Origin of the sequence: Streptomyces luteogriseus (assembly GCF_014205055.1) — a bacterium.
GTDB classification, from domain to species: domain Bacteria; phylum Actinomycetota; class Actinomycetes; order Streptomycetales; family Streptomycetaceae; genus Streptomyces; species Streptomyces luteogriseus.
Map to the genome: position 1 here is coordinate 4,911,628 of NZ_JACHMS010000001.1, position 13,499 is coordinate 4,925,126.

Sequence of the window (13,499 nt, forward strand, 5' to 3'; positions counted from 1 at the left end):
GTGTGGCCGGTCGTGCAGTTCCCCGCGCCCCCGAGGGACATGCAGCTCAGGGAGTTGAGTGGTCATGCTCGATCACGTCATCAAAGGGGCGACCGTCGTGGACGGGTCCGGTGCGCCCGGCTTCATCGCCGACGTCGGCATCAGGGACGGCCGTATCGCCGTCGTAGGGACGGTCACCGAGGAGGCACGGTCGGTCGAGGACGCCACCGGCCTCGTCCTCACCCCCGGCTTCGTCGACCCCCACACCCACTACGACGCCCAGCTCTTCTGGGACCCGTACGCCACACCCTCGCTCAACCACGGGGTCACCACCGTCGCCGGCGGGAACTGCGGGTTCACGCTCGCGCCGCTGCACCCCGACCGTCCCGAGGACGCCGACTACACGCGCCGCATGATGTCCAAGGTCGAGGGCATGGCGCTGGTGGCGCTGGAGGAGGGGGCGCCCTGGAACTGGCATTCCTTCGGGGAGTACCTGGACGCCCTGGAGGGGCGGATCGCCGTCAACGCCGGGTTCATGGTGGGGCACTGTGCGCTGCGGCGGTACGTGATGGGGCCGCAGGCGGTGGGCGGGCAGCCGAGTCAGGAGCAGCTCGCCGCGATGGTGCGGTTGCTGCGGGAGGCCATGGACGCCGGGGCGTGGGGGCTGTCCACCACCCAGTCCACCAGCCACTCCGACGGCGACGGGCAACCCGTCGCCTCACGGCACGCCCAGCCGGCCGAACTGCTGGCGCTGTCGCGGGCCGTCGGGGAGTGCGAGGGCACGCAGCTCGAGGCGATCGTCGCGGGCTGTCTGGATCAGTTCAGCGACGCGGAGATCGATCTGTTCGTGGAGATGAGCGCGGTGGCGGGGCGGCCGCTGAACTGGAACGTGCTGACGATCGACGCGGCCGTGCCCGAGCGGGTGCCCCGGCAGCTGCTCGCGAGCGAGCAGGCGCGGAAGGCCGGCGGCAGGGTCGTGGCGCTGACCATGCCGATCCTCACGCCGATGAACATGTCGCTGGGAACGTTCTGCGCGCTCAACCTCATCCCCGGGTGGGGGCCGGTGCTCGGTCTCCCCGTGCCCGAGCGGATCGAGAGGCTGCGCGACCCGGAGGTGCGGGCCGAGCTGCTGCGGCGGGCCCGGTCCAAGGAGGCGGGCGTCTTCCGGCGGCTGTCGAACTTCGGGCGGTACGTCATCGGCGACACCTACAGCGAGGCCAACGCCGGGCTCACCGGGCGCGTGGTGAACGACATCGCCGAGGAGCGCGGGCAGGAGCCCTTCGCCTGCCTGGTGGAGATCTGCGCCAACGACGGGCTGCGCACGGTGCTGTGGCCGATGCCGACCGACAACGACCCGGCGTCCTGGGCGCTGCGGGCCGAGACCTGGCAGCACGAGGACGTGCTGCTGGGCGGGTCCGACGCGGGTGCCCATCTGGACCGGATGTGCGGGGCGCCGTACACCACCCGGTTCCTCGGGGACTGCCTGCGGGGGCGGAGGCTGGTCGGTCTGGAGCAGGCCGTGAAGATGCTGACCGACGACCCGGCCCGGCTCTTCGGGCTGCGCGAGCGGGGGCGGATCAAGGCGGGCTGGCACGCCGACCTGGTGCTGCTCGACCCCGAGCGGATCGACGCGGGCCCGGCCACCCTGGTGCACGACCTGCCGGGCGACAGCCCTCGGCTGGACTCCCGCGCGCTCGGCGTACGGGCCGTGTGGGTCAACGGGGTCGAGGCGATCAGGGACGACGTGGTGACCGGGGCCGTACCGGGCCGGGTGCTGCGCTCCGGGCGGGACACGGAGACGGTGAGCACGCGGTGACGGTTCGGCAGCCGCTGTTCGTCGGTGGCTTCTGGGTGGAGCCGGACGGCGGGCACTACGAGGTGATCGACCCGGCGGACGAGCAGACCGTCGGGTGGGCGCCGGAGGCCTCGCGGGATCAGGTGCTCGCGGCCTGCGCCGCGGCCCGAGAGGCCTTCGGGCCGTGGTCGCGCACCTCACCGGAGGAGCGGGCCGCGGTGCTCGGCCGGGCTGCGGGGATCATCGCCGGGCGGCTGACGGAGTACGCGGAACTTGCCCGGGCGGAGACGGGCGCGACGCTCGGCACCGCACGCGGCATGCAGGTCGGTGTCGCCGCCGCCCGCTTCCGTCGCTACGCGCGCGTGGAGCCCGCCGAGTGGGCGATCCCGCCCCAGATCAACGAGGCCGGACCGATGGGGAAGGCCGGTGTGATGGGCGCCCTGGCCGTCCGCCAGCCCGTCGGGGTCGTCACCTGCATCACCTCGTACAACAACCCGTGGGCCAACCCGGCCGGCAAGATCGCCCCGGCCCTGGCCATGGGCAACACGGTCGTGGTGAAACCCGCCCCGCAGGACCCGCTGTCGGTCTACCGGATGGCGGAGGCCCTGGAGGCGGCGGGCGTGCCACCGGGCGTGGTGAACGTGGTCAGCGGCTCCCGTACGGAGACCGGCGAGGCGGCCGTGGCCTCACCGGACGTCGACATGGTCAGCTTCACCGGCTCCACCGCGGTCGGGCAGCGCATCGCCGAGGTGTGCGGGCGGGGCATGAAACGGCAGTTGATGGAGCTGGGCGGGAAGGGCGCCGCGATCGTCTTCGACGACGCCGACCTCCGCTCGGCCGTCGCCGGGATCGGCACCACCTTCTCCTTCTACAGCGGGCAGATCTGCACGGCACCGACGAGGGTGCTGGCGCAGCGCGGGGTGTACGACCGGCTGGTGGAGCAACTGACCGCTTATGCGGCCCGGTTGAGGGTCGGGGACCCGCGCGAGCCGGACACCGTGGTCGGGCCGGTGATCTCCGCGGCGCACCGGGACCGGGTGGAGTCGTACGTCGAACTGGGGCGCAAGGAGGGAGCGGTGGTGGTGGCGGGCGGCGAACGCCCCGATCTGCCCTCGGGCTTCTACGTCGCCCCGACCCTCCTGGCGGATTGCACCAACGACATGCGCGTGGTCCGCGAGGAGATCTTCGGGCCGGTGGTGGCCGTCGTCCCCTTCGACGACGAGGAGGAGGGCATCGCGCTCGCCGACGACACCGACTACGGGCTCATCGACTACGTCTGGTCGGGCGACGTGGCCCGGGCCTTCCGGGTGGCACGGCGGCTGCGGGCCGGCGGCGTCGGGGTCAACACCGTCGGACGGAACATGGAGGCGCCCTTCGGCGGCTTCAAGCGCAGCGGCGTCGGCCGGGACGTCGGCAGCTACGCGCTGCACGCCTACAGCGAGGTGCAGGCGATCGTGTGGCCGGGGTGACGCCGCTCAGGTGTCCAGGTCCACCCGTACGGTCAGCAGGTTCGTGCCGAGGGCCCGCACGCCCAGACTGTTGACCCGGGGCAGCCCCCGCAGCCGCGCCACCGGATCGTCCTGCGGCATCAGATGGGCGGTGCCCCCGTGCCATCGCCCGCGGATCCGGACCCGCACCCGCGGATCGGCCTTGATGTTGCGTACGTACTGCGACCGTTCGCCGAACTCCGACACCAGCCAGAAGGAGCCGCCGACGCGGCGCCCGCCCACCGGCGTCCGACGGGGCAGCCCCGAGACGCGGCCCGTGGTCTCCAGGACCGTCTGGAGGGGGAGGCGGCGCAGGATCGGGTTGAGACGGCGCTGGAAAGCCGTGGTGGCGCGGAACCTCAGGTCGGTGCGGCGGGACATCGTCTGCCAGTCTCCTTCGTGCAAAGCTCTTGATTGAAGCAGGCACCAAATGCCGAGGGTATCTCCGCATTGATTGACAGGTGAACCGCTCGCATTAAGTCCCAAAGTGGACGTAATGTCCATTGCTCGCTAGGATCGAAAGAGTCGTCATCCCTTTTAGAAGCGCTCAGTCGCAAGGGAGTTGGCGAAACAACCGGCGCCGATGGCACGAACCCTCGGCCGACCCTCAGGCCGTACATTGCGGATGGCCGGCTGTGGCTCTCAGCGGCAGGCGCATGGACCGAGGCGTACTCGGTCGTGTTCACGGGGGTTCCGAAGAACGGTACGCGGGCCACCGTCGAGATCGTCTGTGCGGACGGCGGCAACTAGAAGCACTCGTACGCCAAGTCGTCAGGTCAAGAAGCCCGCGGCAGTCGGCCCCATGACCAGGAACCTCACGTAACGGCCGAGTTCCTGCTCCCATGTTCGACCCTCAGGAGGCGGCACATGTCCGAGAACGGCTGGGGAGACCATACTGGTGCACCCGTCACCCCCGACTGCGGCTCACCCGGAGACGGGCAAGGTCTCTGGCTCTGGCTCCAGGTGCAGCACTGGGCGCCGCTGAAGGCCGGTCCCTGTAACCCCTGCATAGAGGTCGACACGACCAACAAGTGGGTGCTGTGGAACGACGGGACGAGCGGCGGTGTGCAGATCTATCTACTGATCCCTACCGACCGCAAAAAGGGAATAGAGTGCCCGGCCATCTGGGAGCATCCCAATCCGAACTACTGGGTGGGGGCATTGACGTACGCCGCGAGACATATGAGCCCCAGCAGCATCGGATTGGGAATCAACTCGAAGTATGCCCGCAAGGAGGACCAGCTCCACATCCATCTGGCCCCCTTCGAGCCGGAGGCGAAGAAGTATCTTGACGCCAACTTCGGCAAAGTCGCCCAGAAGCCGGTCGATTGGCCCAACAGCATTCTGCGTGTGCCAGGCAGAAAGGACACGCAGACGCCGCCGCAACCGCAGGTGCGCTCCTATCGGGTCCTCTTCGTCAAAAGCCTCGCCGCCGACAACCTCTTCCACCTTCTGCGGGACATGCTCCCGGCGGCCGACCAGATGGGAAACCAAACAATGACCGTGATCCCGACGACGGCACCACAGCCGCTCGGGTTCTACGTACTGAACAGCGAGACGACACTGGACCTGAACAGGGGCACCAGCACCTGCGACCTGCTCCTCGCGTGCAACTAGGGTCTCCTGTCCCGGCGTCGCGGGGTCAGGGCCTCGAGAGGCCCCGCACCTCACGGCCGGGCTGATCCGGACGACAGGCCTCAGCGGCGCCCCAGGAAGACCGGATTGGTGAACGCCGCCAGTGGCCCGGGCAGCGGTCCCGCCGCCGCCTCGTGCCGCAGTTCGGCCCGTACGTACGCGGCGTACGACGGGGTCGTCCGCCACTCGACCACGCCCGAGCCGGAGACCGGCAGCGGGCCGCTGGTGTGCACGACGCCCTGGTCGGTGACGAGGCGGACCGTGCAGCGCGGGGCGCCGGTGACCTCCAGGCGGACCGTGACCGGGGTGTCGCGGCCGACGGTGAGCCGCTCGCCGATGCCCGCGTGCTCGCCGCGTCCGCCGGACGCCCGCAGCGACAGCGCCACCCGCGCGGACTCGGCGACGTAGGACCGTCCCGCCCGGATGCCCTCCTGGATCGCCTCCCGGGTCAGGTCGTCGGCCAGGACGACCGTCTGGGGGCTGCCCACCGCGTCCGGGGAGCGGTGGGCGTCGCTGCTGCCCATCGCCGGGAGCCAGCCGCGCCCGTCCCGTACGGACGCCACGAGCATGCTGTCCCAGTCGGCCAGCGCCACCTCGTCGTCGGGCGTGTAGGGGCCGTTCCACACCTCGACCGCGTCCGCCTCGTCGAAGCCGAACTTCCAGTTGCAGCCGACGCAGGTGGCGTGCGGGTGGGCCGGGACGACCAGGCCGCCGGCGCGGCGGATCTGCCGGGCGAACCGGCCGAAGCGGTTGTCGCGGGCCCGGTAGCGCCAGTCGACGAACGTGCCCGGGTCGGTGCCGAGCGCGACGACGTGCCCGTTGCGGGTGGTGATCTCCTCGCCCAGCATGACGAGCAGGTCGTCCCCGGCCACGTCGGCCCAGTGGGCGTGCGCGGAGTGCGTGTTGTGCTCGGAGGAGTTGATGAAGTCCAAGCCGGCCGCCCGGGCCAGCTCCCCGATCTCGGCGGGGGTGCGGCGGCCGTCGGAGTGCCAGGAGTGCAGATGGCAGTCGCCCCGGTACCAGGCCCGGCCCCGGCCCTTCGCCCGCTCCGGCGGATACACCGGCTCGGCGGTCTCGCCCGGCGCCCCGTACGTCAGCGTGATCGTGATCTCGTAGGACAGCCCCTGCGGGGCGACGGTGTACGGGCCGAGCGCGATGTGCCAGGTGCCCTCGCGTACCGGGCCGGGGAGGTACCCCGGGGTGGCGTCGTCCGCGCGGATGAAGAACTCGGTGCGCGCCCCGCCCGACCAGCCGCGGAAGCCCCGGCCGCCGAGCTCGGTGCCGCGGTCGTCGAAGACGCCGATGTCGAGGGCGTTGCCCAGAGTGCCGGCCGGGACGGACGGCCGGTCGTAGGTGTAGGCGACCTCGAGCTCCCGGACCCCGGCCGGGACCTCGACGGGCACGTACACGAAGTCCGGGGAGCCGGGCGGCAGCGTGCCGCGCACGGTTCTGCTCTCCTGGCCCCCGTCGGCCGCTGAAGCGAAGCTCACGCTTCCCAAGGTAAGCGCGGCCGCCGCTCCCGTCGCGAACAGAGCGCGCCGACCGAGCCCGCCGTGGCTGTCCTCGCACATGCTGCTGCTCCCCAGGTGTCGTCGGTGACATGGCACGGGTGGTGCGGGGGTGGTGCGTACAACCTTGTGTCCAACCTCGTATTGAGCCGTGAACTCCGGTGCAAGGGAAGGGGATCGGCAGATTTCACCCGCACGGCACCCGGTGAATGCCGACCGGTCGGTATCGACACCGTCCCGTCCCTCGGGTACAGGTGGGTCATGCGCATCGCCGTGACGATCTTCCTCACCGACGAGACGATCACCCCGACCCGGCTCGCCCGGGAGCTGGAGGAGCGCGGTTTCGCCGGGCTGTACCTGCCCGAGCACACCCACATCCCCGTCGAGCGGACCACCCCGTACCCGGCGGGCGGTGAGCTGCCGCCCGAGTACGGCCGCACCCTCGACCCGTTCGTCGCCCTCGGCCAGGCCGCCGCCGTCACCGAGCGGCTCGGGCTCGGCACGGGCATCACGCTCGTCGCGCAGCACGACCCGATCGCCCTGGCCAAGCAGATCGCCACCCTCGACCACCTCTCCGGCGGCCGGTTCACACTCGGTCTCGGCTTCGGCTGGAACGTGGAGGAGGCCGCCGACCACGGCGTGCGGTGGAGCTCCCGGCGCGAGCTGGTCCGGGACCGGATGGCGCTGATGCGGGCCCTGTGGTCGGAGCGGCCGGTGGCCTACGAAGGGGAGTTCGGCGGTGTCCGGGCCAGCCACGCCCATCCGAAGCCCGTGCGGCAGCCGCGCGGTCCGGTCGTCGGCCCGCGCACGCTCGTCGGCGGGGCCGCGGGACCCCGGCTGTTCACCCACATCAGCGAGTACGCCGACGGCTGGCTGCCGATCGGAGGGCGAGGTCTCGGCGAGGCGCTGCCCCTCCTGCGCACCGTCTGGGCCGACGCCGGCCGTGACCCCCGGGCCCTCCAGGTCGTCCCCTACGCCGTCCACCCCTCCCCGGGCAAACTCGCCCACTTCGCCGACCTCGGCATCGAGGAGGTCGTGGCGCAGCTGCCTCCGGCGGGGGAGACGGAGGTGCTGAAGGCGCTGGACGGCCTCGCCGCTCATCTCTGACAACTCCCCTGCCCGGCAGGCAGGTTGGCGCCGCCTCTAAACTGCCGGTCAGTTCGCCACGGGGGAGAGAACGTCATGAGGCTTGCCTGGTTTTCCTGGCTCCTGCGCCATTTCACCGAGTACGGGTACAGCCAGGGGCTGCTGCGCGCCGCGATCGGCACCACGGCCGTGCTGGTGACCGCCGCGCTGGTCTGGTTCGCCCTGCACCGCCACAGACCGGCCGCCGTCGCCGCCGCCGGCCTCACCTCGGCCCTGGGCATCGGGTGGCTGGCGTTCCACTGACGGGGCTTCCCCGGCTCTGATCAACGCACTCGTATGCTCGAAGGATGACGACCTCCGCGACCTCCGGAACCGGCCCCACCGACAACTCCATGCGTCGCGCCCTGAAACGGGCCAGGGACGGTGTCTCGCTCGACGTCGCCGAGGCGGCGGTGCTGCTCCAGGCCCGGGGCGGGCAGCTGGAGGACCTGTCGGCCTCGGCCGCCCGGGTGCGGGACGCGGGCCTGGCGGCGGCCGGACGGCCCGGCGTCATCACGTACTCCAAGTCCGTCTTCATCCCGCTGACCCGGCTGTGCCGGGACAAGTGCCACTACTGCACCTTCGTCACCGTCCCGGGCAAGCTGCGCCGGGAGGGCCACGGGATGTTCATGTCGCCGGACGAGGTGCTGGACATCGCCCGCAAGGGCGCGGCCCTCGGCTGCAAGGAAGCCCTCATCACCCTCGGCGACAAGCCCGAGGACCGCTGGCCGGAGGCGCGCGAGTGGCTCGACGCGCACGGCTACGACGACACCCTCGCCTACGTCCGGGCCGTCTCCATCCGGATCCTGGAGGAGACGGGCCTGCTCCCGCACCTGAACCCGGGCGTCATGAGCTGGACGGACTTCCAGCGTCTGAAGCCGGTCGCGCCCAGCATGGGCATGATGCTGGAGACCACCGCGACCCGCCTCTGGTCGGAGCCGGGCGGCCCCCACCACGGCTCTCCGGACAAGGAACCGGCTGTCCGCCTGCGGGTGCTGGAGGACGCGGGGAGGTCCTCCGTGCCCTTCACCTCGGGCGTCCTCATAGGCATCGGCGAGACCTACGAGGAGCGCGCCGAGTCGCTGTTCGCGCTGCGGAAGGTGTCGCGGGCCTACCACGGCGTCCAAGAGCTGATCATCCAGAACTTCCGCGCCAAGCCGGACACCGCGATGCGCGGCATGCCCGACGCGGAACTGGACGAACTGGTCGCCACGGTGGCCGTCGCCCGGCTCCTCATGGGCCCGAGCGGCAACATCCAGGCCCCGCCCAACCTCGTCGACGACGAGTACGAGCGGCTGATCGGCGCCGGTATCGACGACTGGGGCGGGGTCTCCCCGCTCACCATCGACCACGTCAACCCCGAGCGCCCCTGGCCGCAGATCGAGCAACTCGCCGAGAAGTCCCGCGCGGCCGGTTTCGAACTGCGCGAACGCCTCTGCGTGTACCCGGAGTTCGTGCGGCGCGGCGAGCCCTGGCTGGACCCGCGGCTGCGTCCGCACGTGGCCGCGCTGGCCGACCCGGAGACCGGCCTGGCCCGCCCGGAAGCCCTGCCCGAGGGCCTGCCGTGGCAGGAGCCTGAGGAGGTCTTCACGGCGTCCGGCCGCACCGACCTGCACAGCTCCATCGACACCGAGGGCCGTACGTCGGACCGCCGGGACGACTTCGACGAGGTGTACGGCGACTGGGGTGCTCTGCGGGAGGCCGCCGCCCCGGGCATGGTCCCCGAGCGCATCGACACCGACGTGCGCGAGGCCCTGCGCACGGCGGCCGACGACCCGACGAAGCTCACCGACGACGAGGCGCTGGCCCTGCTGCACGCGGACGGCCCGGCGCTGGACGCCCTCGCCCGCGTCGCCGACGACGTGCGCAAGTCGGCCGTCGGCGACGACGTCACCTACATCGTCACCCGCAACATCAACTTCACCAACGTCTGCTACACCGGCTGCCGCTTCTGCGCCTTCGCCCAGCGCCGCACGGACGCCGACGCCTACACCCTCTCCCTGGACCAGGTCGCCGACCGGGCCCAGCAGGCCTGGGACGTGGGCGCGGTGGAGGTGTGCATGCAGGGCGGCATCCACCCGGACCTGCCGGGCACGGCGTACTTCGACATCGCGCGGGCCGTGAAGGAACGGGTCCCCGGCATGCATGTGCACGCCTTCTCGCCGATGGAGGTCGTCAACGGCGCGACCCGCACCGGCATGTCGGTCCGCGAGTGGCTGACCGCCGCCAAGGAGGCGGGCCTGGACACCATCCCGGGCACGGCCGCGGAGATCCTCGACGACGAGGTCCGCTGGATTCTCACCAAGGGCAAGCTGCCCGCGGCCGACTGGATCGACGTCGTGACGACGGCCCATGAGCTGGGCATCCGCTCGTCCTCGACGATGATGTACGGCCATGTCGACCAGCCCCGGCACTGGCTCGGGCACCTGCGCACCCTCGCCGGCATCCAGCAGCGCACGGGCGGCTTCACCGAGTTCGTGACGCTGCCGTTCGTGCACACCAACGCGCCGGTCTACCTCGCGGGGATCGCCCGCCCGGGCCCGACCATGCGGGACAACCGCGCGGTCACGGCCATGGCCCGGCTGCTGCTGCACCCGCACATCCCCAACATCCAGACCAGCTGGGTGAAGCTGGGCACGGAGGGCGCCGCCGTGATGCTCCGCTCGGGCGCGAACGACGTCGGCGGGACGCTCATGGAGGAGACCATCTCCCGCATGGCGGGGTCGTCGTACGGGTCGTACAAGTCGGTGAAGGACCTCATCGCGGTGGCGGAGGCGGCCGGGCGTCCCGCCAGGGCCCGCAGCACCCTCTACGGGGACGTCCCGGAGGAGCGGCAGCGGGCGGCGGCGGCCTCGGACGGGCATCTGCCCGAGCTGCTGCCGGTGCTCGACTGACCGGCGCCCTAGCGGCATCCGGCGCTACCGGCCTCCTGCTCCCTACTGGCTTCCGGCGTCCGCCGGCTGGTGTGCCGGCAGGGCGCGGCCGGCCGTGGCGCCGGGAGCCGCGGGGGGCGGTGCGGTCCTGCCGCGTCCCAGCCGGAGCAGCAGCAGGCCGAGGGTGCAGGCGAGCGCGGGCCAGTACACGTAGCGGAAGTCCGTCGCGGGCATGATCGGCAGATAGCCGAGGACGTAGGCGGCCGAGCTGATGCCCAGCGCCCGCACGGGCATGGCGAACAGGCCCCGGCCGGGGCGGACGGCCAGCACCAGCGCGACCGTGAGCCAGAACCAGCCGCGGAACAGCCACCGCAGGTCCGTGGCCATGCCCTCGACGTACGTGCCGAGCATGTCCGCCAGCTGGGGGTGCGCCACCTCGATGCCGAGGTCGTTGCGGGTGATGCCCGCCTTGTACACGTAGTCGGTCTCGAACAGCAGCGTCGCGAAGAGCCGCAGCCGGTACTGGAGATAGTCCGGAACGTGCCCGCTCATCTCGCGCAGCCACAGCGAGGTGATCTCGCCGGAGTCCCCGCGCAGCCCGTCCGCCGGGCGCTGGTAGCAGGCCCAGTAGGCGTCGGAGAGGGCGCCGACGCGCTCGCACTCGCGCGCCGAGTCCACCAGTCGGTCCCGCAGTGTCGGCGGCACGTCCGCGGAGCGCAGGTCGTCCACCGTCAGTACGTGGACGAGGTCGTCGAGCATGATCTGCGCGCCCTGTTTCGTCTGGAGGGGGTTCGCGAACAGGGAGATCGCGGCCGCGGGCACCACCAGGGCCGCGACGAGCGCGGCCGTGCAGGTCAGCCACGTTCGGCGTCCCGGAGCGCGCCACAGGGCGAGGACGAGCATCACGAACACCGGGATCGCGGCGACGAAGGCGTTCTTGCGCACCAGCATGGCGTAGGCCAGGAACAGCGCCCCCAGCCCGAGCAGCGCCCACCGCACGGCCGGACGCGGGTCCCTGTCGCGCAGCCGCAGCCCGGTGAAGGCGACCGCGCAGGCGGCGAGCAGCGCGAACGCCGCGTGCACGTCCTTCCACACCACCCCCGCGAAGTTCAGCACGAAGGGCGCGAGCCCCACGCCGAGCACGGCGAGTGACCCGCCGCGGCTCCGGGTCAGCTCCCACACACATCCGGCCAGCACCCCCAGCGCGCCCCAGAGGACGGCGGACTGGAGGACGAGCATCGACGTGATCGACCCGGTCACGGCGATGAGCGCCCGCCACACCAGGCTCAGCACCGGCGGATGCCAGTCGGTCAGGGGAGCCTTGCCCTGGGCCTGACGGAGCTGGTCGAGACTGTCGGGGCTCAGGAATCCGGGGGCGAAGACGAGGACCGTGGCCAGGCAGCAGAGCGCGGCGACGGCGGCCAGAACCCAGACCCAGCGCTGCGCACCCGCCGTCAGTGGCTTTTGTCCCATATGCCGGATGTTAGCGGCTCAGGATGCGACGAAGACGTAGCGCCGGTAGGCGTAGAAGCGGAACAGGGTCGCGAGCACCCAGCCGAAGATGCGGGCGGTGTTGTCGCTGAGCGGTGAGTCCAGCCCGAGCAGGTGCCGTGAGGCGTAGACCGTGCCCGCGGTGATGGCGAGCCCGACGCCGTTCGCGACGAGGAACAGCAGCAGCTCGCGGGTCACCTTCTCGCGGTGGCGGCCGCGGTAGGTCCAGTAGCGGTTCCCGATCCAGCTGAAGAGCGCGGCCGCGGTCGTCGCGATGACGGACGCCTGCACGGGAGCGGTCCGCATCACCCCGCCCTCCGCGCCGCCGGGCAGGCCGAAGACGAGCAGGTTGTAGCCGCCGTTGTCGACGACGAAGGCCAGGGCCCCGACGACGCCGAACTTGGCGGCCTCGCGCCAGATGCCCTTGATGGCGTCACGCGCACGCAGCGTCACAGAGTCGAGGACCGGCACACGGCGAGCCTAACGACCCGGCGCGCACCATCCGGTCAGGCGCGCTCATATCGCACTATGTCCGACTGTATGAGGTGCTGATGTATGAGGTGCTGACGGTTATGCGGAACCGGTCGAGTGAGGAGTGGTCGTGGAACCGACGATCGCGTGTGTCGTGCCCTGCCACAACGAGGAGGCGGCCGTCGGCAAGGTGGTCCGCGACCTGCGCGCCGCCCTGCCCGAGGCCGTCGTCTACGTGTACGACAACGCCTCCACCGACCGCACCGTGGAGGTCGCCCGGGCCGCGGGCGCGATGGTCCGGCAGGAGACCCGCAAGGGCAAGGGCAACGTCATCCGCCGCGCCTTCGCCGACGTCGACGCCGACGCGCTGCTCATCATCGACGGCGACGACACCTACGACGCCTCCCGCGCCCGCGACCTGGTGGACCTGCTGTTCGAGGGACCGTACGACCAGGTCGTGGGAGCCCGCCGGGTGACCGACGACGGGGCCTACCGGGCCGGGCACGCGGTCGGCAACAAGGTGCTCACCGGGGCGGTCAGGTCCCTGTTCGGCAACGACGTGACCGACATGCTCAGCGGCTACCGGGTCTTCTCGCGGCGCTTCGTGAAGTCGTTTCCGGCGCTGGCCCGCGAGTTCGAGACCGAGACCGAGATGACGATCCACGCGCTGCACCTGCGGCTGCCCACCGCGGAGATCCTCACGGACTACCGGGTCCGGGCCGCCGGCGGCGAGAGCAAGCTGCGCACCTACCGGGACGGCTGGCGCATCCTGCGGGTCATCCTCGACCTGGCGCGGCGCGAGCGCCCCTCGCTGGTCCACACCGTGCTCGCCGGCGTGCTCGCCCTGGTCTCGGTCATCCTCGGCATCCCCGTCATCGCCGACTTCGTCGAGACGGGCACCGTCCCCCGGGTCCCCACGGCGATCCTCGCCGCCGCGATCATGACCATCGCGGCGCTCGTGCTGCTCGTGGGCTACATCCTCGAGTCGCTCATGCACATGCGCCAGGAGCAGACCCGGCTGGTGCACCTCTCCTACCCGGCCCCGGTGCGCACGCCGCGCTACGCCGTCCGCGGCGCCGGCACGGGCCCGGTCCCGATCCGCAAGGCCGTCGACGGGCCCTGAGGGCACTGACGG

General features: G+C 71.6%; 11 protein-coding genes. 7 read left to right on the forward strand and 4 right to left on the reverse strand.

The window, feature by feature from the left end; all coding sequences use genetic code 11:
* Window positions 1-64: 64 nt before the first annotated feature.
* Together BJ965_RS21835 and BJ965_RS21840 are read left to right on the forward strand one after the other, a co-directional pair.
* Window positions 65-1,795, forward strand: coding sequence for an N-acyl-D-amino-acid deacylase family protein (locus BJ965_RS21835; protein WP_184910201.1), 1,731 nt, complete (start codon window positions 65-67; stop codon window positions 1,793-1,795).
* Window positions 1,792-3,243 carry an aldehyde dehydrogenase family protein gene (locus BJ965_RS21840; RefSeq protein WP_184910202.1) on the forward strand — a complete coding sequence of 484 codons (1,452 nt, stop codon included), beginning with the start codon at window positions 1,792-1,794 and terminating at the stop codon, window positions 3,241-3,243. Before BJ965_RS21835 ends, BJ965_RS21840 begins: the two co-directional genes overlap by 4 nt.
* Window positions 3,244-3,249: 6 nt before the next feature.
* On the opposite strand, the gene BJ965_RS21845 is transcribed toward BJ965_RS21840, so the two are convergent.
* Window positions 3,250-3,642: a nitroreductase/quinone reductase family protein gene (locus BJ965_RS21845; RefSeq protein ID WP_184910203.1), complete on the reverse strand. Its 393-nt coding sequence runs from the start codon at window positions 3,640-3,642 to the stop codon at window positions 3,250-3,252.
* Window positions 3,643-4,128: 486 nt separating this feature from the next.
* Between BJ965_RS21845 and BJ965_RS21850 the strand changes: the two genes are divergently transcribed.
* A complete protein-coding gene (locus BJ965_RS21850) occupies window positions 4,129-4,878 on the forward strand; it encodes a CDP-diacylglycerol diphosphatase (RefSeq protein ID WP_184910204.1) in 750 nt (249 codons plus the stop codon).
* A gap of 80 nt (window positions 4,879-4,958) precedes the next feature.
* Here the strand turns inward: BJ965_RS21850 and BJ965_RS21855 are convergent, their stop codons facing one another.
* Window positions 4,959-6,467, reverse strand: a complete 1,509-nt coding sequence (locus BJ965_RS21855) for a CehA/McbA family metallohydrolase (RefSeq protein WP_184910205.1) — start codon at window positions 6,465-6,467, stop codon at window positions 4,959-4,961.
* Between the two features lie 198 nt (window positions 6,468-6,665).
* On the opposite strand from BJ965_RS21855, the gene BJ965_RS21860 reads away from it, so the two are divergent.
* The 3 genes from BJ965_RS21860 (at window position 6,666) to BJ965_RS21870 (ending at window position 10,423) form a co-directional block, all read left to right on the forward strand.
* A complete protein-coding gene (locus BJ965_RS21860) occupies window positions 6,666-7,511 on the forward strand; it encodes a TIGR03619 family F420-dependent LLM class oxidoreductase (RefSeq protein ID WP_184910206.1) in 846 nt (281 codons plus the stop codon).
* 75 nt (window positions 7,512-7,586) lie between these two features.
* Window positions 7,587-7,793, forward strand: a complete 207-nt coding sequence (locus tag BJ965_RS21865) for a hypothetical protein (protein ID WP_184910207.1) — start codon at window positions 7,587-7,589, stop codon at window positions 7,791-7,793.
* Between the two features lie 44 nt (window positions 7,794-7,837).
* Complete coding sequence (locus tag BJ965_RS21870; protein ID WP_184910208.1) at window positions 7,838-10,423, forward strand: bifunctional FO biosynthesis protein CofGH; 2,586 nt, start codon at window positions 7,838-7,840, stop codon at window positions 10,421-10,423.
* 42 nt (window positions 10,424-10,465) lie between these two features.
* On the opposite strand, the gene BJ965_RS21875 is transcribed toward BJ965_RS21870, so the two are convergent.
* Both BJ965_RS21875 and BJ965_RS21880 read right to left on the reverse strand, forming a co-directional pair.
* On the reverse strand, window positions 10,466-11,875 hold the full coding sequence (locus BJ965_RS21875) for a hypothetical protein (protein WP_184910209.1): 1,410 nt from the start codon (window positions 11,873-11,875) through the stop codon (window positions 10,466-10,468).
* Between the two features lie 18 nt (window positions 11,876-11,893).
* Window positions 11,894-12,364 carry a GtrA family protein gene (locus BJ965_RS21880; protein WP_184910210.1) on the reverse strand — a complete coding sequence of 157 codons (471 nt, stop codon included), beginning with the start codon at window positions 12,362-12,364 and terminating at the stop codon, window positions 11,894-11,896.
* Window positions 12,365-12,488: 124 nt separating this feature from the next.
* Here BJ965_RS21880 and BJ965_RS21885 point away from each other — a divergent pair, with 124 nt between their 5' ends.
* Window positions 12,489-13,487, forward strand: a complete 999-nt coding sequence (locus tag BJ965_RS21885) for a glycosyltransferase family 2 protein (RefSeq protein ID WP_184910211.1) — start codon at window positions 12,489-12,491, stop codon at window positions 13,485-13,487.
* Window positions 13,488-13,499 lie beyond the last annotated feature (12 nt).